This window comes from Kutzneria sp. 744 (assembly GCF_000568255.1).
GTDB lineage: Bacteria > Actinomycetota > Actinomycetes > Mycobacteriales > Pseudonocardiaceae > Kutzneria.
In genome coordinates this window covers 7,681,333-7,700,577 of the sequence record NZ_KK037166.1, presented here as the reverse complement: position 1 = coordinate 7,700,577, position 19,245 = coordinate 7,681,333, and the positions used below count along the sequence as shown (strand labels likewise).

At 70.6% G+C, this 19,245-nt stretch carries 17 protein-coding genes; 7 read left to right on the top strand and 10 right to left on the bottom strand.

Going from position 1 to position 19,245, the window contains the following annotated elements; genetic code table 11:
- Nucleotides 1-1,151: MFS transporter (locus KUTG_RS62010; protein ID WP_043731760.1), on the bottom strand; the 1,151-nt coding region annotated here is incomplete at its 3' end.
- Nucleotides 1,152-1,271: 120 nt separating this feature from the next.
- Between KUTG_RS62010 and KUTG_RS35445 the strand changes: the two genes are divergently transcribed.
- Nucleotides 1,272-2,405: a Fic family protein gene (locus KUTG_RS35445; RefSeq protein WP_043723075.1), complete on the top strand. Its 1,134-nt coding sequence runs from the start codon at nt 1,272-1,274 to the stop codon at nt 2,403-2,405.
- A 78-nt stretch (nt 2,406-2,483) separates the two neighbouring features.
- Here KUTG_RS35445 and KUTG_RS35440 read toward each other — a convergent pair whose 3' ends face one another.
- The 4 genes from KUTG_RS35440 to mraZ form a co-directional block, all read right to left on the bottom strand.
- Nucleotides 2,484-4,430, bottom strand: coding sequence for a peptidoglycan D,D-transpeptidase FtsI family protein (locus tag KUTG_RS35440; protein ID WP_043723073.1), 1,947 nt, complete (start codon nt 4,428-4,430; stop codon nt 2,484-2,486).
- Nucleotides 4,431-5,045, bottom strand: a complete 615-nt coding sequence (locus tag KUTG_RS35435) for a cell division protein FtsL (RefSeq protein WP_157494975.1) — start codon at nt 5,043-5,045, stop codon at nt 4,431-4,433.
- On the bottom strand, nt 5,042-6,004 hold the full coding sequence (gene rsmH, locus KUTG_RS35430) for a 16S rRNA (cytosine(1402)-N(4))-methyltransferase RsmH (protein WP_043723072.1): 963 nt from the start codon (nt 6,002-6,004) through the stop codon (nt 5,042-5,044). The genes KUTG_RS35435 and rsmH overlap by 4 nt, the downstream gene beginning before the upstream one ends.
- A gap of 197 nt (nt 6,005-6,201) precedes the next feature.
- The gene (mraZ, locus tag KUTG_RS35425) at nt 6,202-6,633 is read right to left on the bottom strand and encodes a division/cell wall cluster transcriptional repressor MraZ (RefSeq protein WP_043723071.1); all 432 of its coding nucleotides are present in this window, start codon (nt 6,631-6,633) and stop codon (nt 6,202-6,204) included.
- 461 nt (nt 6,634-7,094) lie between these two features.
- Between mraZ and KUTG_RS35420 the strand changes: the two genes are divergently transcribed.
- From KUTG_RS35420 to KUTG_RS35405, 4 genes are all read left to right on the top strand, one after another.
- The gene (locus KUTG_RS35420) at nt 7,095-8,129 is read left to right on the top strand and encodes an AAA family ATPase (protein WP_084580148.1); all 1,035 of its coding nucleotides are present in this window, start codon (nt 7,095-7,097) and stop codon (nt 8,127-8,129) included.
- Complete coding sequence (locus KUTG_RS35415; protein WP_043723069.1) at nt 8,126-9,403, top strand: DUF58 domain-containing protein; 1,278 nt, start codon at nt 8,126-8,128, stop codon at nt 9,401-9,403. The genes KUTG_RS35420 and KUTG_RS35415 overlap by 4 nt, the downstream gene beginning before the upstream one ends.
- The gene (locus KUTG_RS35410; RefSeq protein WP_084580146.1) at nt 9,400-11,337 is read left to right on the top strand and encodes a transglutaminase TgpA family protein; all 1,938 of its coding nucleotides are present in this window, start codon (nt 9,400-9,402) and stop codon (nt 11,335-11,337) included. The genes KUTG_RS35415 and KUTG_RS35410 overlap by 4 nt, the downstream gene beginning before the upstream one ends.
- A 118-nt stretch (nt 11,338-11,455) precedes the next feature.
- Nucleotides 11,456-11,872 carry a hypothetical protein gene (locus tag KUTG_RS35405; protein WP_043723067.1) on the top strand — a complete coding sequence of 139 codons (417 nt, stop codon included), beginning with the start codon at nt 11,456-11,458 and terminating at the stop codon, nt 11,870-11,872.
- Here KUTG_RS35405 and KUTG_RS35400 read toward each other — a convergent pair.
- The 4 genes from KUTG_RS35400 to KUTG_RS35385 all read right to left on the bottom strand — a co-directional run bounded on the left by KUTG_RS35400 (nt 11,859) and on the right by KUTG_RS35385 (nt 14,361).
- Nucleotides 11,859-12,743, bottom strand: a complete 885-nt coding sequence (locus KUTG_RS35400; protein ID WP_043723066.1) for an alpha/beta fold hydrolase — start codon at nt 12,741-12,743, stop codon at nt 11,859-11,861. The two genes, KUTG_RS35405 and KUTG_RS35400, sit on opposite strands and share 14 nt — an antisense overlap.
- Nucleotides 12,744-12,762: 19 nt before the next feature.
- Nucleotides 12,763-13,128, bottom strand: coding sequence for a hypothetical protein (locus KUTG_RS35395; RefSeq protein WP_043723064.1), 366 nt, complete (start codon nt 13,126-13,128; stop codon nt 12,763-12,765).
- Nucleotides 13,129-13,422: 294 nt separating this feature from the next.
- On the bottom strand, nt 13,423-13,812 hold the full coding sequence (locus tag KUTG_RS35390; RefSeq protein ID WP_043723063.1) for a DUF3040 domain-containing protein: 390 nt from the start codon (nt 13,810-13,812) through the stop codon (nt 13,423-13,425).
- A 210-nt stretch (nt 13,813-14,022) separates the two neighbouring features.
- Nucleotides 14,023-14,361: a hypothetical protein gene (locus KUTG_RS35385; RefSeq protein ID WP_043723060.1), complete on the bottom strand. Its 339-nt coding sequence runs from the start codon at nt 14,359-14,361 to the stop codon at nt 14,023-14,025.
- A 231-nt stretch (nt 14,362-14,592) separates the two neighbouring features.
- Here KUTG_RS35385 and KUTG_RS35380 point away from each other — a divergent pair, with 231 nt between their 5' ends.
- Together KUTG_RS35380 and KUTG_RS54260 are read left to right on the top strand one after the other, a co-directional pair.
- Nucleotides 14,593-15,552, top strand: a complete 960-nt coding sequence (locus tag KUTG_RS35380) for a helix-turn-helix transcriptional regulator (protein WP_043723059.1) — start codon at nt 14,593-14,595, stop codon at nt 15,550-15,552.
- A gap of 77 nt (nt 15,553-15,629) precedes the next feature.
- Nucleotides 15,630-16,328 (top strand): RlpA-like double-psi beta-barrel domain-containing protein, encoded by a 699-nt coding sequence (locus KUTG_RS54260; protein ID WP_052395763.1) that lies wholly within the window; start codon nt 15,630-15,632, stop codon nt 16,326-16,328.
- 54 nt (nt 16,329-16,382) lie between these two features.
- On the opposite strand, the gene KUTG_RS35370 is transcribed toward KUTG_RS54260, so the two are convergent.
- Entirely contained in the window at nt 16,383-19,244 is a 2,862-nt protein-coding gene (locus KUTG_RS35370) for a CARDB domain-containing protein (RefSeq protein ID WP_052395762.1), read from the bottom strand.
- Nucleotide 19,245 lies beyond the last annotated feature (1 nt).

Genomic DNA, 19,245 nt, shown 5'->3' with positions numbered 1-19,245 from the left:
CCGGCACCGGACAACACCGTCGGCGCGCCGAACTCCTCCGCGCACACGCCCGCGAGCAGCAGGCCGGTGCCCTGGGCGGTGCGCAGCGCCGTCACGGCGAGCCCGAATGCCTGGCCACGGCCGTGATCGGGCACCGACTGGACAAAGGCCGACCGGGCCACCATGTGGTACGCGGAGCCGATACCGGACACGACCAGAAGGGCAACCATCACCGGTACGGACGGGCGCAAGGCGCTCAGCGCCAACGGGAAGCAGGCCGCCATGGCCAGCGGCCCGATCAGTTTCAGGCGGCGGCCGGGCAGCAGCCGGCTGATCGCCCACATGCCCAGGATCGTGCCCGCCGGGCCGGCGGCCAGCAGCAGTCCGACGCCGCCCTCCGAGCCCGTCACGTCCATCGAGTACGGGACGGCCAGCGCCTCGATCGTCACGTAGAAGCCGGCGACACAGGCCAGCAGCACCAGGGCCCGCAGCTTCGGTGTCGTCCACACCGTCACCGCTCCCGTGACCAGCGACGGCCACCACGGCTGTACCGGGTCGCGCACGGTCGGGAACGCCGGCACCGGGCGGTCGTGCACGCCCAGCCGCACGATCACCGCCGACACCAGGAACGTCGCCGCGTCGATCTGGAGGCCACGGTCCGCGCCGAGGCCCACGATCACCAGGCCGCCGACCGCGAAGCCCAGCACCTGCGCCAGCTGGTCCACCATGTCCGCCGCACCCGTGCCCAGCACGTACCGATCGCCCGTGAGGATCGAGGCCAGCGTCGCCGCCCTCGCCGCGCTGAACGGCGCCCCCAGCGCGTGCACGCCCACCAGCAGCCCGCACACCAGCGTCAGCGGCACCCCCGGCAAGGCCATGAGCGCCACCAGCACCGCGCGGGCCAAATCCGTCGCCACCATCACCGTGCGCCTCGGGTACCGGTCGGCGATGCCCGCCAGCAGCGGCCCCGCGAACAGGTCCGGCAGGTACGTCAGGGCGTAGGCCAGCGCCGTCAGTCCGGGCGACTGCGTGCGGTTGAACACCAGCACCGACAGCCCCACCCGCGCGAACTGGTCCCCGACCACCGACAGCAGCTGGGCCGCGAACACCGCACGGAACTCCCGGATGACGAACACGTCCGAATACCGCGCCGACTGTTGCTCGCAGACCATCCGCACCTCCCCACGCCCGGCATCCCTTCGTACCTGACGCCCCGTCAAGGAGCCGACGCCTGTCACCCGATAAGCCCAGACGTCAAGCCTGCAATGCTACGTCTTTGGTAGCATCAAGGCATGCTCATCGCGACACCCAAACTCGACGCTGATGACCTGCGCGTGCTCGAAGAGATCGAGGAATACCGCCAGAAGCTGCGCTTTCAGGTACGAGAGCACCGCAAGTGGGAGGGGCAGCTCCGGCGCAGCCTCGTCGCTAACGCCATTCAGGGCTCCAACTCCATCGAGGGCATCCACGTCAGCTCGGAGAACGCCGCCGCGCTGGTCGAGCGCCAGGACATGTCGGCCGATGTGGACGACCAGACCCGGCGTGCGGTGGAGGGCTACTGCGACGCGCTCACCTGGGTGCAGCAGTCGGCCGAGATGAAGAACTTCAGCTACCACGAGATGATGCTGAGCACGCTGCACTTCATGATCCAGAAGTACGAGCTGCGCAAATGGCCCGGCCGCTATCGCGAGGGCAACATCTGGGTCACCGGGCGCGACCCGCTGACCCCTGCCTACACCGGCCCCGACCCCGACCTGGTTCCCGGGCTGATGGCCGAGATGGTCGACTGGCTGAACAACGGCGACCTGGAGTCGCCGGCGCTGGTCCGAGCCTCGATGGCCCACCTCAACCTGGTGAGCATCCACCCCTGGCGGGACGGCAACGGCCGAATGTCCCGCTGCCTGCACACGCTCGTGCTGGCGCAGGACAAGATGTTGGCCCCGGAGTTCTCCTCGATCGAGGAGTGGCTCGGCGATCCTCTCAATACCCAGGACTACTACCGCGCCCTGCAAACCACGCGCCCGACCTGGGAGCCCGAGGTCGCCGACGCGCATCAGTGGATGCGGTTCTGCCTCCGAGCCCACCACCAGCAGGCGCAATCGGTGCAGCGGCGGGTCGACCGCGCCTCGATGCTGTGGAGCGCGCTGGAAGCCGTCGTCGTGGAACACGAGCTCGACGAGCGCATGGTGTCGGCGTTGTATGCCGCAGCCGTCGGCGAGCTGCGCCGCGCCACCTACGCGAAGGACGAGAACCTGACCCGCGACCAGTCCGTTCGGGACCTCCAACGGATGCGACAGCATGGCCTCGTCCGATCCATCGGCCATGCCCGCACCCAGCGCTATGTGGCCGACGGCGAGCTCGCCGAGATCAACATGGCGGTCATCGACCAACTCCGCCGCCCGCTCGACGAACCGTACGGCAGCTGACCGGGCGTCCTGGTGTCACATGCGCTTCCTATGTGGCACCAGGACGCAAGTGGGAAGCGCATGTGGCAGCGAAAGCAGCTACGGCAGCTGGAGCTGCACGACGGGGGCGGCGGTGGGGGACATCGGGATCTGGAAGTGCTGGACCAGGTAGGTGCCGAACTGGTGGAACAGGGGGGCCGCCGAGGAGCCGAGCTGGGTGCCGTACTTGGGCTTGTCGAGCATGATGCCGACGACCAGGCGGGGGTTGTCGGCGGGCAGGATGCCGGCGAAGGTGATCCAGTACTTGGTCTGGCTGTAGTTGCCGCCCAGCGCCGGGTCGGGCTGCTGGGCGGTGCCGGTCTTGCCGGACAGCTGGTAGCCGGCGATGGCAGCGGGGTAGCCGGTGCCGTTCTGCAGGGAGTCCTTGGGGTCCTTCTGCATGACGGCCCGCATCATGTCCCGCACGGTCCTGGCGGTCTGGGGGCTGACGACGGGCACGGGGTCGGGCCGGGGCTCGTTGACCACGGTGCCGTCGGGCTTGGTGACGGACTTGATGATCCGGGGCGGCATGCGCACGCCGTCGTTGGCGATGGCCTGGTACATGCCGGCCATCTGCAGCAGGGTCATGGACAGGCCCTGGCCGATGGGCAGGTTGGCGAAGGTGGAGCCGGACCAGGTGCTGCGCGGCGGCACCATGCCGGCGCTCTCGCCGGGCAGGCCGATGCCGGTCTTCTGGCCGAGCCCGAACTTGGTCAGCAGGTCGACGAAGCGGTCGGGGCCGATCTTCTGCGCGACCTCGAGGGTGCCGATGTTGGAGGACTTGCCGATCACGCCGGCGAAGCTCATCTGCACCTGGCCGTGCCCCCACGCGTCGGTGACGGTGCGGTCGGCCATCTTGAACGACGGCGCCACGTCCACGACGGAGTCGGGCTGCTCGATGCCGTACTCGATGGCCCCGGCGGCGGTGACGACCTTGTTCACCGACCCCGGCTCGTACGGCGTGCTGACGGCGGCGTTGCCGAGCTGGTCCAGCTTGTAGTCGCCGTAGTTGTTGGGGTTGAAGCCGTCGGTGACGGCCAGCGCGTAGACCTCGCCGGTCTTGGAGTCCATCACGACCATGGACCCGTCGGCGGCGCCGCTGGCGGTCTTGTAGGCGTCCAGCATCTTCTGGGCCTGGTACTGCACGTCGGCGTCCAGGGTGAGCTGCACGTTGGAGCCGGGCACGGCCGGCGTGCTGTCCCGCACGGTGCCGGGCAGCTCCAGGCTGTCGTTGCCGTTGGCGGTGTCGACGGTGGTGGTGCCGTTGACGCCCTTGAGGGTGTCGTCGTACGAGTTCTCCAGCCCGATCAGGCCCTGCGGCGTCTTGGCGTCCTCACGCCAGTTGGCGTAGCCGATGATGTTGGACGCCACGGTGCCGTCCGGGTACACCCGCTGCTGCCGCGCGGCCGGGGCGATGGACGCGTAGCGCTTGGTGATGGCGCCGGCCTTGACCGGGTCGGCGTCGCGGACCAGCAGCTGGTACGTGGTGCTGTCGTCCCGGATCTTGGTCAGCATGTCGGCGGCCTTGGCCTGGTCGCCGAGCTGCTGGTGGAAGAAGTCGGCCATGCCCTGGGTGTACTGCTCGTACGTGTCGCCGAGGCCCAGCGCCTTGAAGTCGGCGGTGTGCGTGGCCCAGTCGCTCTTCAGTTCCCTGGGGTTGATCGCCAGCGACCGTGTCTCCACGCTGAACGCCAGCTGGGTGCCGTTGCGGTCGAGGATCTGGCCGCGCAGCGCCTGCTGCACGGTCAGGGTGGCCCGCTGCCGCTCGGCCTTGGCCGACAGCTCGTCGGCCTGCACGCCCTGCACCTGCACCAGCCGCACGGCGGCGATCACCAGCACGGCGACCATGAGGATCCGGCTGAGCACGATCCGCCGGGGGTGGTTGCCGACGCCGGCGGCGGCCCCGCGGCTGGACTTGCGGGCCGCCGGACGCGGCGCGGGCCCGCCACGGGCGACGGGACGCGGCCGGGTGGCCGGACGTCCGCCGGCGGTGCGGTTGGCGGGCATCTAGTGGCCTCCCCCTGAGGCTGGCGGCTGACTGGTCCCCGAGGTCGCCTGGCCCGAGGGCGGCGGCGAGGACGTGGAGGACGAGGGCGGCGGCGTGGTGGTCGTGGTGGCGGCCACGGCGCTGCCGGTGACGCTGACCGAGCCGTCCTGGTTGACCTTGATCCGGGCCGGGTCCGGGGCCGGCACCATGCCGAGCTTGCGGGCCTCGTCGTAGAGCACCTCGGGCGACTCGCCCTTGGCCACGTCGGCCTTGAGCTGCTCGACCCGGCTGGTCAGGTCGGTGGTCTTCTTCTTGGCGTCCTCGAGGCGGTACGAGTCGGAGACCGCGGAGATGGACAGGAACAGGGTGGCCAGCACGCCGGCCGCCAGCAGGGCCATCACCAGCAGCACGAACGGCGTGCGCGGGGCCAGCTTGGGCAGCCCGGACGGCGACAGCCGCAGCCAGCGCTTCTTGCGGCTGGCCTTGCGGGCGTAGGCGCGCTGGGCGGCGGTGGTCCGGCCGCGGGTGGCCCTGGTCCCGGGCTGCTCCGGCTCGCGCTCGATCTTGCGCTCGCTGCTGCGACGCGCGGTGCGGGTGCGGGGCGCCGGCGCGCCCACCCGTGCGGGTGCGCTCATGACGCCCTCCGGATCCGTTCCGCGGCACGCAGCCGCACGGACGCCGACCGTGGGTTGTCGGCGATCTCCTGCTCGCCGGCCATCTCCGCGCCGCGGGTGACCAGCTTCAGCTCCGGGCTGTGCCCGGGCAGCTCCACCGGCAGGTCCAGCGGGCTGGTGGACACGGACAGGTCCGTCAGCGCCCGCTTGACCAGCCGGTCCTCCAGCGAGTGGTACGACTCGACGACGATGCGGCCGCCGACGGCCAGGACCGACAGCGCGGCCGGCACGGCGCGGCGCAGCACCTCCAGCTCGCCGTTGACCTCGATGCGCAGGGCCTGGAAAGTGCGCTTGGCCGGGTGCCCGCCGGTGCGCTTGCTGGCCGCCGGCATGACGTCGTGCAGCAGCTGCACCAGGCGCGGGCTGGTGGTGAACGGCTCCTTGTCGCGCTCGGCGATGATCGCCTTGGCGATCTTGCCGGCGAACTTCTCCTCGCCGTACTCGCGCAGGATGCGGGCCAGGTCGGGAAAGGCGTAGCTGTTCAGGATGTCGGCGGCGGTCTGGCCCGTGGTCGGGTCCATCCGCATGTCGAGCGGGGCGTCCTTGGAGTAGGCGAAACCGCGCTCGGCCACGTCCAGCTGGAGCGAGGAGACGCCGAGGTCGAACAGAACACCGTTCACTTCAGCCACGCCAAGCTGAACCAACACCGTCGGCAACTCGTCGTAGACGGCATGCACGTAACGCACCCGGTCGCCGAACCCGGCCAGGCGTCGCCCGGCCAGGGCGAGGGCCTCGGGGTCGCGGTCCAACCCGATCACGGTGAGTTCCGGGTAGGCGGACAGCAGCGCGTGCGAGTGGCCGCCGAGTCCGAGCGTGCAGTCCACCATCACGGCGGGCTTGCCGGACAACGCGGGGGCGAACAGCTCCACGATGCGGTCGAGCAGGACGGGCACGTGCTTCGCCCTCGGCTGGTCGGACATGTCGGTCACGGCCAACCCCCTTCCACACGCGGTTGCCGCTCACTCCCCTCTCTCAGGTCGGTGGCCGGGTCGAACCGGAATCGGATGCAGTCAGGTCCCCGCCCGCCCGTCGAACCTGGCGCCGGGGAAGGTGCGCCAGGGCCGATAGCCGAGCGGACCGAGGCCAAACGGCACCCGGGTCGGTCATGACCCATTTCTCAGAACAGTCCGGGGAGAACCTCCTCCCGGGCCTGCGCGTAGTCGTCCTCGTGCTCGTCCAGGTAGCGCTGCCAGGCCTGCGCGTCCCAGATCTCCAGGCGGGTGATCGCGCCGATCACCACGCAGTCCTTGGCCAGTCCGGCGTAGCGGCGCAGTTCGGGGACGATGGAGACGCGCCCCTGGCTGTCGGGCCGCTGTTCGTCGGTGCCCGCGAACAGGTAGCGCTGGTATGCCCGGACCGCCTCATTGGTCAGGGGAGCCTCCGCCACCTTGCGGGCCATCTGCTCGAACTCCGCGCGTGGGAACACGTAGAGGCAGTGGTCCTGGCCCTTGGTGACCATGAGACCCCCTGCGAGCGCGTCCCGAAACTTCGCCGGCAGCGTCAGCCGGCCCTTGTCGTCCAGCTTGGGGGTGTGCGTGCCGAGGAACACCTCACGCCCACCTCCAACCCGAACCAGGACCCCGGACAGGGACCGGACCGGCGATGGGACCCCCGTTCGCCCCACCGGCCGCCACACTACCCCACTTTCCGCCACAGTCAACGGCGACAGGCCCGGCCGGATTCGTTTTTCTCGACGGTTTCCGCAGGTAGACGCGGTGGGGGCAGGAGTGGGGCGGGATGGGGCTCACTCCACCCGGCGACACCTCCGTGATCGTCCGGGGAGCCCTCTCAGGGCCCTTCGGACGCGAGGGTGGGGCGCAGTGGATGGTCCGAGTGGGGCATGGTGGGGAAGGCCGAGCAAAGCCGCCTGAAGAGGAATGCGCGGATTCCTTGGGGCACTTCGCCGCGATTTGACACACTGCTGAGAACGCTGACGCCACGCGAGCACATCGCGGTGGCCTTTGGAGGGCGAAGTTGACGTCGAGTACCCCGCCTACCACTCAGGCCGGTGTGCCTGAGCAGTCGTCGACGCTCGGCCGGCTGCACGACACCGTGCAGCGGATCGCGGCCAACGTCGAGCACGTGCTGGTGGGCAAGCCCGAGGTGGTGCGGATCGCGCTGGTCACCCTGCTGGCCGAGGGTCACCTGCTGGTGGAGGACGTGCCCGGCGTCGGCAAGACATCGCTGGCCAAGGCGCTGGCCCGCTCCATCGACTGCACGGTCAGCCGCGTGCAGTTCACGCCGGACCTGCTGCCCAGCGACATCACCGGCGTCTCCATCTTCAACCGCAACACCAGCGACTTCGAGTTCCGGCCGGGCCCGGTGTTCGCCAACATCGTGGTCGGCGACGAGATCAACCGCGCCTCCCCCAAGACGCAGTCGGCGCTGCTGGAGTGCATGGAGGAGCACCAGGTCACCGTGGACGGGCACACCTACCCGCTCGGCTCCCCGTTCATGGTCATCGCCACCCAGAACCCGATCGAGATGGAGGGCACCTACGCCCTCCCGGAGGCGCAGCGGGACCGCTTCACCTGCCGCGTCTCGATCGGCTACCCGGACCCGCAGGCCGAGCTGGCCATGGTCGACGAGCACGCCGGCCGCGACCCGCTGGAGGACCTCCAGCCCGTCTCGGACGCCGAGCAGATCAAGCAGCTGGTGGCCACGGTCCGCGGCGTGCACCTGTCCCCCGAGATCAAGCGCTACGCCGTCGAGCTGGTCTCGGCCACGCGGCGGCTGCCGGAGCTGCGGCTGGGCGCCTCGCCGCGGTCCACGCTGCACCTGGTGCGCGCGGCGCGGGCGCAGGCGGCGTTGGCCGGCCGCGAGTTCGTGGTGCCGGACGACGTGCACGCGGTCGCGGTGCCGGTGTTGGCGCACCGCCTCGTGCTCACGGCCGAGGCGCTGGCCGCGCGGCGCTCCCCCGCCGACCTGATCCGCAGCGTGCTCCAGCGCGTGGTGATCCCGCACGGCGGCGCCAACGGCCAACAAGCCTCCCAACCGATGGCCACGCCCAACGGCCGGTGGTTCGGGACTCGGCAAGGGCGTTGATGAAGGTGCTCTCCGGACTGACGACCCGCGGACGCTGCCTGATGGCGGCGGGACTGGCGGCGGGCGTCTGCTCCCTGGTGCTCAACGAACGTGACCTGCTGCGCATCGCGGTGTTCGTGGTGGCGCTGCCCGTGCTGGCCGCGATTCTCACCGCGCGCTCACGGGTCGGCCTGTCGGCCACGCGAACCGTGGTGCCCGACCGCGTGCCGGTCGGCTCCACCGCAGAGGTCCGCATCGACATCCGCAGCGACGGTCGGCTGCCCACCGGCGGCCTTCTGCTGGAGGACGGCGTCCCGTACGCCCTCGGCGCGCGGCCTCGCTTCGTGCTGGAGCGCCTGCCGCGGCACCACCAGGTGCCGCTGCGCTATCAGCTGCGGCCGGTGCTGCGCGGCGTGCAGCACGTGGGTCCGCTGCTGGGCCGCATTACCGACCCGTTCGGCATGGCGGAGTTCGACCGCGAGCTGGCCGGTAACACCCGCCTAGTCGTCGTGCCGCGCGTGCACCAGCTGACCGGGCTGCCCAGCGGCGCCGGCCTCGGCGCGGGCGAGGAGGGCGCGGTCCGGCTGCGCTCGGGGCAGGGCGAGGACGACGCCGTGGTGCGGCAGTACCGACACGGCGACGACCTGCGCAAGGTGCACTGGCGGTCCTCGGCCCGCCGCGACGAGCTCATGGTGCGGCTGGAGGAGAAGCCGTGGCGCGGCGGCACGACCGTGCTGCTCGACCACCGCTCCGCGGCCCACCGCGGCACCGGCCCCACCAGCAGCCTGGAGTGGGCCATTTCGCTGACTGCCAGCGTCTGCCTGCACCTGCACCGCCAGGGGCACCAAGTGCGGCTGGTCACCGAGGACGGCAAGGTGCTCGCCGGCGGGTACACCGACGCCGGGCACAGCGACGTGGTGGTGCTGGACGCCCTGGCGTCGCTGCACTCGTCGCACCAGCGGGACCTGGTGTGCGGCGGCGACCCCGGCAACGGGCAGGAGCTGATCGCGATTCTCGGCGCCGCCAACCCGGTGGCCGCCACCGAACTGATGCGGCACCGGCCGCGCGTCACGCGCAGCCTCGCCGTGTTGCTGGACGTGACGACGTGGGCGCCGGGCGCCGACACCACGACGGCCACCGAGCTGGCCGACGCGACGCGGCTGCTGCGCGGCTCGGGGTGGGGCGTGGTGATCGCCAAGCCGGACATGCCGATGGGCGCGGTGTGGTCGGAGCTGTGCCGTGCCGGCACCCGCGGCGGCACGCTCACCGTCGGCGAAGGGGGAGTCTCCTCATGACGATGGCGGACGTGCAACCGCCGCGGCCCACCAACCGTCCGCCGCAGCCGCCACCGGCCGACCCGGTGTGGACGCTGCCGATGACGCCGATCGCCGCCGGCTTCGCCGTGCTGGCCGCGGCCACGGCGCTGTCCGGGGTCGTGCAGGGCACCCTGTGGCTGTTCTACCTGCTGATCGCCATCGGCCTGATCGTCGGCACCGGGATGCTGCTGCGCTCGCTGCGGCTGTCCCCGCCGCTGGTGGCGCTGGGCGAGCTGTTCGCGCTGCTGTGCCTGGTGACGATGTCGTTCAGCACCAACGGGATCCTGCTGATCCTGCCCGGCCCGGCGGCGCTGCGCGACCTGGCCGACGTGCTGGGCCAGTCGGTGACGGCGGTGCAGACCGAGGTGCCGCCGGTGCCGGCCGAGGCGCCGATCCTGTGCCTGATCGTGATCGCGATCGGCCTGGTCGCGGTGGTCGTGGACATGCTCACCGTGGAGGCCAAGGCGCCGGCCGCGTCCGGGCTGGTGCTGCTGTGCGTCTACGCGGTGCCGGCGTCGCTGGCCGACGAGATGCTGCCGTGGTGGAGCTTCGTGATGGGCGCGGCCGCCTTCGCCACGCTGCTCGCGGTCGACGGCCGGGCCAAGCACAAGGCCTGGCGCGGACGGCGGACCGGCCTGCCCGGCTACTCGCAGGGCGCGCCCAGCCACGAGGCCAGCAGCGTGGTGATCATCTCGGTGGTGCTGGCGCTGATCATCGGCTCCACCTTCACGGTCGTCGGCACCGTCGGGCGGCTGCCCGGCGGGGGCGGTGGCGGCGTGGCCGGCGGGCCGTTCGGGCTCAAGCCGTACACGAAGCTGGAGGGCCTGCTGACCGGCCAGGTCAACGTGGAGTTCTTCCGCGTCACCGGCCTGAAGTCGGAGGAGTACCTGCGGCTGGTCACCCTGGACAAGTTCGTGGACAGCGAGGGCTGGCAGGTCGGCGCCCAGATCACCGGCGGCGACCCGCTCGGCCAGCACGTGCTGGACACCAAGCCGATCGGCGACGGCAAGGTCAGCACCATCACCATCCAGCCCAACCAGTTCCAGGAGCAGTGGGCTCCGGTGTTCGGCCAGCCGGTGTCGGTCAGCGGGCTGGGCTCGGAGTGGCGCTGGGACCCGACCGCCGACACCGTGTGGGCGCCGGGCACACAGCAGTACGGCAGCTACGTGGAGCACGCGCAGCTGGCCTCGCCCACCGCAGAGCAGCTGCGGGCCGAGGGCGTGGTCGACGAGTCCAAAGTGGACGCGCGCTACCGGCAGCCGGCCCAGGTGGACGCCAAGGTCAAGAGCCTGATCAACCAGGTCACCGGCGGGCAGGCCTCGACGTTCGACAAGGTGCGGGCGCTGACCCGGTACCTCAACAGCGGCGAGAACGGCTTCAAGTACAGCCTGGACGCGACCCCGCAGGACCCCAAGGCGCCCAAGCTGGACGACTTCCTGTTCAACACCCGGCGGGGGTTCTGCGAGCAGTACGCGTCCGCGCTGGCCGCGATGACCCGCTCGATGGGCATCCCGACCCGGGTGGCGATCGGCTTCACGCCCGGCGTGCCGTACAACGGCGACCCCAACGTCCGCACGATCACCGGCGGCGACGCGCACGCCTGGGTCGAGGTCAACTTCCCGGACTACGGCTGGACCCGGTTCGACCCGACGCCGGCCGAGCCGCGGGTGATCCCGCCGCCGTACATGAACGACAACTCCACGGCCGGCAGCGACGACACCCAGCCCAGCAACACCGGCTCGTCCGGCCCGACCAGCAGCGCCGCGGTCAAGCCGCCGTCGGACACCTCGGCCGCCCCCGTGAACACCCAGGCCGACGCCTCGACGTCGATCTTCAACCCGAGCGCGCCGCCGCTGTGGCTGACCATCGCGCTCCTCCTGCTGGCAATCGTGTTGACGCGCTGCTCCTGCTGACCATCGGCGGCGCGGCGGCGCGGTTGGTGTTGCCGCGCTGGCTGCTGCCCAGGTGGCTGGTGGTGTCGGTGGTCATCGGCTGGGCGGTTGTCCTGCTGCTCCTGACGTCCTACCTGTCGTGGGGCTCACGGGCATCGTGCTGGTGCTCATGGCCGTCGCCGCGCCGTCGGCGATCCGGGCGTGGCGACGGCGACGGCGGCTGCACCAGATCGCCGCGCTCGGGGCCGAGGCGGCCAACGCCGCGTGGGCCGAGGTGCTGGCGGAGTCGGTGGACCGGGGCACTGTCGTGCCGCCGACCGAGACCGTCCGGGCCGCGGGCCGGCGGCTGGCCCGTGATCACGAGTTGGACGAGCCCGGCCGGGAGGCGCTGCGTCAGGTCATCACGGCCGTCGAGGGCTCGTGGTACGGCGGCCGTGAGACCGCCGATCCGGCGCTGGTGTCGGCCGTGGCCGAGCTGCGGGCCAGCATGCACCGGACCGCGCCGCTGGCGTTCACGGCCCGGATGCTGCCCCGCTCGGTGGTCAACCGGCGCTGACGTGGTGGATGTGGTCGGAGATGAGCGTGGCCAGCTCCGACCACAGCTGCCTGGGCACGTTGTGCCCCATGCCGTCGATGATCGCCAGCTTCGCGCCGGGGATGGCCGCGGCGGTGGCCTTGCCGCCGCTGACGTCGCACATGCGGTCGGCGTTGCCGTGGATCACGAGGGTCGGCGTCTTGAGGCTTTGCAGTCGGGGCGTGAGGTCACCGGCCGCCACCGTGGCCACACCATGGCGCATCATCGCCAACGGGTCGTAGCCGCGGTCGAAGTGCCGCCCCGCCCGCTCGGCGACCTCGTCTTCGTCCTGTGGGAAGGCCGGTGAGCCGAAGACCGGCAGCGCGCGCAGGTACCAGTCGATGTAGTTCTGGCGCTCGCCGTTGGGCTGCGGCCGCATCTCCGCGAAGACCTGGGGATCGGCCTGGCCGACGGCTCGGTCGCCGGTGGTGGACATCATCGACGTCAGCGAGCGGACCCGGTTCGGGTGCTCGATGGCCGTGAGCTGGGCGATGAAGCCGCCCATCGAGGCCCCGACCAGATGGGCGCTGTCGATGTTCAGCGTGTCGAGCAGGCCCACCGTGTCGTCGACCATGTCCTTGAGCGTGTAGGCGGCGCCGGTGAAGTGGCCCTCCAGCGCCGCCATCACCGCCGCCGGCGAGCCGCCCTCGAAGTGCGTCGAGCGGCCCGCGTCCCGGTTGTCGAACCGGATCACGTGCAGGCCGTGATCGGTCAGCTCCTCACAGAAGCCCTCGGGCCAGCCGATCATCTGGGCGTTGGCCCCCATGATCAGCAGCACCGGCGGGTCGTCCGGATCGCCGAACCGCTCGTAGCAGAGCCGGATGCGGCCGGCGTCGGCGAACTGCTCGGTCATGGCCGGCAGCGTAAGGGCCTCAGCCGTGCGCGGAGGCGAAGCCGGTGGCGATCCAGCCCTTAGGGGCTTTGTGCAGCTCGAAGCCGTAGGCCACCGAGCCCGGATCGTTGCCGTGCAGCTTCTTCATGGCGTCCCAGCCGTAGTCGCTCGGCTCGTCCGGGCGGTACGGGGCCTCCCAGTACACCGGCGTCGTCGTCCCGCCGCAGCTGCGGTGGCCCCAGACCTTCACCGACTGGGTGGCGTCGGTGAACACCGTCCTGGCGGTGTCGTCGACCGTCCACCAGTCCCGGCAGTCCGGGCTGTTGGCCGCCGCCGTGCCGGTGAACACCACCCCACCCGCCAGCGCGGCCGCCCCGATCAGCGCGATCCGTCGAGCAGCGGTCATGCGCACCCCCAAGCATCATGATCACCACCGACGCTATCCGATATGTCCGTTATGTCAACCCCCGCGGCCGCACGTGAGTGGTTCATTTGCCTCCAGGGCGCACCTAAGCCACTCACGTGCCCCTGACCCCGCCCCCTGGCCCCTGACCCCTGGCCCCTGGCCCCTGGCGCACATGAGTGGCTTAGGTGGGGCTGGAGCGAAAATGAGCCACTCACGTGCCGACCACAAACGCTAAGAGCCCCCTCGGGGAGGGGGCTCTTTGAGCGGGGTGGGTGTCGAAGGGATGAGTCGGGGTCACTCCTCTTCGAAGCGCTTGCGGAAACGATCTTCCATGCGCTGCGCGAAGCCGGAGCGGTGCGGGGTCCCGCCGGATTGCCCGGAACCCTCGGCGGAGGCGCCGTGGCCCTTGGTCAGCGTTGTCAGGGTCAGCAGAGCACCGACGAACATGACCAGGAAGCCGAGCACGCTGACGATCGGGATGCTGGCGAGCTTGAGCGGCACGATCACACCGAATACGAGCAAAGCCACACCAACAAGGAAGGCGACAATGCCGTAGAGCCTGCGCCGTCGGGACGGTCGACGCAGACGGGCACCACGCACAGTGGAGGCGAACTTCGGGTCCTCAGCGTAGAGCGCACGCTCGATCTGGTCGAGCAGTCGCTGCTCGTGCTCGGAGAGTGGCATGACTCCTCCTCCGGCACAGGTGGGGTCGCGGGCGCCAGGACCTCGGTTGCCGCCGAACCTGGCGGACACCCACTTTGGGGCGTCACCAACCAGGATACGATCCGCGAGGCTTGTCCACTAGCCGGTCGGGCCGCCGGAAGCGGTGGCGTCAGGCACGATCATCCACTAGGGGTAGCGGCCGGTCACTTCCGGCCCGCCCCCGACGGCTGTTCATCGCCACCTCATCCAGCGCGGCGCCGCCAGCAGCACACCCGCTCCCACCAGCGCCAACAGGGTGAGCAGCACGATCACGCCCGGCCCGGGCGGCTCCGAGTCGCCCGCGGGGGTGGGATTGTCGCGGTCGGCGTAGCTGGCGTGAAGACCCGTGCCCCTCGGTGGCGATCCGGGCAGCGTGAGCAGGTATCTCTGTGTCACCGAGGACGGGAGCGCCACCGCACCCTTCCGCCCTTCGAGGGATTGTTGGTACGACCGGGTGGCGTGAGCGGGCGTCGCCGCGGCGGGCGCGGCGACCAGCGCCGCCGCGACGGCGGCGGCCACGAGTGCGAACACGGTCTCGACCTCCTGGCAGGGGGTAAGGAGTTCGATGGCGCGCCGGTCGCGGGGTGCAGGGCACCGCGACCGACGGCCGGTGATGACTGTCCGTGACCCTACGGTGGCGGACAAGAGTGTCCGGTGACCGGGCGGAGCGTTCCCCGTCGATCAGGGCCTTCCGCCGTGCACCGCGGCCACCTACCGTGAACATTCACACCCCGTTCACACCCTGCGAACGCCCCGGGACGGATGAGCACCGAGTCGACAGCACCCTCACCTGAACTCGACGCGACCCTCGTCGAGGCCCTGCGCTACGGCCCGTTCCCCCGGGCGCTGCGCACCGCCATCGCCCACCGGGGCCTGTCGCTGGCCCGGCTCGGCGCGCACCTGGACCGGATGGGCGTGCACGTCGGCCAGTCCACCCTCAGCTACTGGCAGCGCGGCCTGCGCCATCCCGAGGTGCCGCGGGCACTGTCCGCCTTACGGGCGCTGGAGCGGGTCCTGGTGTTACCGCCGGACTCCCTGGTGGTTCTCGTCGGTCCCCGCACCCGGCCGGTCCCCGACCGCCAGGTCGTCGGCTCGTTCGTCGAGTTCGGCGCGATGTGGTCCGGCTCCGCCGCGCTGCTGAGCGAGCTGGACGTGCCGGACGAGGCGACCCAGTGCAACGGCGAGCTGAGCATGCTCTCCGTGCACGACATGATCACCATCGACCAGCACCGGTCGCAGCGCTCGTCGACGACGCGCATGGTCGTGCAGGCCACCACCGCCGGCCCCGATCGCTACATCGCCATGTACCACGCGGACGACGCCAGTTCGGTGGAGTCGTGCGTGGTGCGGACGGCCGAAGGTTGCCGCACCGGCAGGATCCGGCGGCACGTGGAGTCGGCCACCATGGTCGCTGAGCTGTTGTTCGACCGGCGGCTCACCGAGGGCGAGCGGCACGTCTTCTGTTTCAGCCTGCACGACGAGCCCGCCCGTCCCACACCTGGCACCAACCGCACGTTCCGGGAGCCCTCCGGGGAGTACCTGTTGCAGATCGCCTTCCACCGCAAGGCGATGCCCGCCCGGTGCACCAGCTACTTCCGGCTGCGCGACGACACCGAGCCCACCCAGTCCGAGGACCTCGTGTGCGGCATCGGCGGCGTCGCCAGCGCCTACTTCTCCCGCGTGGGGCGGGGACTCGCGGGCATCGCCGTCGACTGGGACTAGGGACCTTCGACCCTTGACGATGATCAACCGGCCGATAGGTTCCGGGCATTGTCGTTGAACGTCAAGGACCTTTACTTATGCGGACGAGAATTGTCGTCGCAGCGGCGGCCGTCGCCGCCCTGCTCGTGATCGGCGGCGCCGTGTACCTGTTCTCGCCGCCCCGGCAGATCGCGGGCACGTCAGTCCCCGTGGCCGGGCCGCCGATCATCGGCGGCGCAACCTATGTCACCCCGTCGGGCAGCGCCCCACCCAGCACGACCACCACCGCCCCCGGCACCTCGTCGTCGTCCTCGGCGTCGAAGCCCCACTCCACCGCCAACATCGCGCCGCCGCCCCCGGCCGCTCCCCCGCCCGCCGCCCCGCCGCAGAACGCCAGCCCCAACGCCTCCGGGCCGATCACCTTCTACGGCGCGGCCGACAACGATCCCCCCGGCAGCCGCGAGATCGCCTTCCCCAACGTCATGCACGGCCAGGCCGGCGGCGCCGGCACCTTCGACGACCCCCTCACCTTCGCCGCCCAGCAGGGTCGCTTCTCTCCCGGCACCAAGATCTACGTGCCCGACGTGCGGCGGTACTTCATCCTTGAGGACATCTGCGCCAGCTGCTCGGGCCCCCACATCGACCTGTGGGCCGGCTCGGCCAACGACCGCGGCATCGTCCGCTGCGAGGACTCCCTGACGCGCGAGGGCTCCCGCCCGTATCAGCTCAACCCGCCCGCGGGTTTGGCCGTGTCGCCGGGAGACCTGTACCAGAACGGTCGCTGCTTCCGGGGCTGACAAAGGACAACGCCGCGCCGGGACGAGCCCGGCGCGGCGTTGTGTTCAGTCGGACTACTTGCTGATGTTGATAGTGAACGTGCTCGTGGTGTTCCTGACGTCCTGCGCGTTGTCGCACAGCTTCAGGTCGTGGAACGTCACCGAGCCGACGGCCGGGCCCTGGCCGGGCTCGGGGAACTCGTTGGCCCACAGGCCGAAGCCGGACTTGGCGTCGAAGGCGTCACCGCTGCGGTGGGCGCCGGAGATGGTGACACGGTCGAAGACGGTGTCGGTGACAGGATAGGCGGGCTGGCCGCCGATGTAGTCGGTCTGGAACATGATGCCGCTGTAGGTGGGGTCGACGATGTCCACATCGGACACGCGGATGGCCCGGAAGGCGTTGGTGGCGGAGAAGACCCAGATCGCCGGGAAGGTCTGCCCGCCCCAGAAGTGGCCGCCGGAGCGCACGACGGAGAAGTTGTGCAGCGCGGTGGGGTCGGGGCCGAAGTCCCGCATGGTGACGCCGAAGTTCAGCGAGCTGATGGTGACGCCGCTGCCGGCGAGGGTGTCGGCGACGAGCACGTCCCGGAAGGTGTCGGCCTGACCGCCGTATACGGCGACGCCGGCGGCCCGCCACGGGGTGAGCGCGGTGAGGTGCTCGAAGAGATTGTCGCGCTGGTCGCCGTTGTGCAGGTCGGTGGCGGCCCACAGCGCGAAGCTGTCGTCGCCGGTGCTGCGCGCCTCGTCGTTGACGACGTGGTTGCCGGTGCTGCCGTTGGTCAGGTTGATGCCGTCGGCCATCAGGTCCCGGGCCCGCGAGTCGGACACGGTGAGGTTGTGCACGTTGGTGCCCCACACCATGACCACACTGTGCTCGACCCACACGTCGTCGATGCTCAGGTCGGACACTCCTGCCAGGTCGAAGACCCGGCCCTGGCCGTCCAGGCGCGTGTCGTAGTCGCCGAAGTAGGACAGGCCGGCGAAGCTGGAACCGTTGGCGGAGCTGTCGATCCGGAAGCCGACGTCGACATTGGTCCGGTCCTGTGGGGCGAGGAACCGGGTAAACCATGGGCCGGCGCCGACAATGCGAACGGCCGTGCCGGTGACGGTGAACTTGTCGGTGGTCTGGTAGTCGCCGGCCGGCAGGTAGACGCCGGTGTAGGCGCCGGTGATGTCGGTGCGGACCTTGTCCAGCGCGGCCTGCACGTCCTGCTGGCCGAAGCCGGCGGGCGTGACCAGGTGCGCGGGATCGGGGTTGGCCAGCGGCGAAACCTGTTCCAGGCTCACGAAGTCGACGGCGAAGGTTCCGGTGTTGGCGGTGTCCTTCTGGAGGCGGATCTTGCTGCCGGCCGGCACGGTGGCGCCCAGCAACAGGTTGGCCTCGTCGTAGATGTGCCGCGCCGGACCGGCGGCCGGGTCGTTGCTCGGCGACGCCTCGGGGCCATAGAGCCAGGCATACTTGGGGTTCAAGGTGATCGGCTTGAGGAAGCGGCCGTTCACGTAGACGTCCAGAGTGGACTGAGCGCCGTCGGGCACGGAGAACCGGGTGACCAGGGTGTTGGTCGGTTCCTTGGTGGTGAACTCCACCGAGGCGCCGGTCTGGTTCAGGATCACGGCCTGCCGGCCGGAGGCCTCGCCGGCGAGGTCGCCGATCGTCCGATTAGGACCGACGACCGCCGCACCGCCGCGCAGGACACCACTTTCGGCCTCGTACGTGCGGTACGGCATGACCGACCCGCGACCGACGTAGAGGTCCTGACTGGAGACGTTGTTGGCCCGCTTGATGGCGACTTCGTTGCCGTCGTTGGAAAGTTCCGTCTTCACGGTGTAGCGGCCGTCGGCGGCGGCCCGCCACTGGCCGAGACGCACGGTCGTCGAGGCACCGGGGGCCAGCACACCGATCTGCACGCCGATCAGGACGGTCTGGAACCGGCCGGTGTAGGTGTCGGCGATCGTGGCCTTGACGCTGTGGCCGGCGGAGGAGGCTTTGGTGCCCTGGTTCTTCAGCGTGGCGACGAAGTTGACAAGATCTCCGGCGGCTGGCGCCGAGGGCGTGGGATTGACCGTGGCGACCAGGTCCGAGCTGGCCACCGGTGCGACGACCAGCGGCGACGGGTCGGCGAAGGCGTTGTTGGCCTCGTCCTTCTCGATGATCCGGTTGGCCTCGTCGACCTTAGCGGTCAGCTGGTACGAGCCGGCGTCGTGACGGCCGATGTTCGCGGCGACGGTGGCCGACGCGCCGATGGCCAGCGGCCCGACCTGGGTGGTGCCGACCTTGGTCGTGCCCAGGTAGAAGGTGACGTTGGTGGTGGCGCTGGTGTCCAACTGCCCGACGTTCCGGACGGTGGCGCTGGCCGTGACGGCGTCGGTTTCGCTTGGTGTGCCTGGCGTCCACGCCGCGCCGGTGACGGTGAGGTCGGGATTGGGCGAGGGCGTGCCGAAGACGCCGAACTCGCTGATCTGGCCGCCGCCGGAGCCGGTGTTGGAGGTGATCTTCAGCTGCACGTCGGCGACGCGGGCGGTGACCGGGATCGTCACGGTGTTGCCGGTGGCTGGGTCGAAGACGTACGGGGTGGCCGCGGCGAGGCTGGTGAAGCCGGCGGCGTCCTGGTCGCGGCCGAGGACTTCGATGGTCTGGGTGCGGGCGCCCCAGTCGGTGGAGGGGTTGAGCCGCAACACGATCGACGTGACGTCAGCGTTGGAGCCCAGCGACACGGTGAGGGTGTTGGGGAAGCTGTTGCCGGCGGCTTCCCAGTACGTCGTGGGGTCGCCGTCGTCGGCGTTGCCGGCGGCGAAGTTGCCGATCACCGAGGAGGCGGTGATCGGCTTGCCGAGGGCCAAGTTGGTGGCGTCCGCCGCGGACGCGACCACGGCCGGACCGCTCGTGAGGAGCAGTCCGGCCGCGGCCAGCGCGGGCAGTACTCTGCTGAGGAGCATC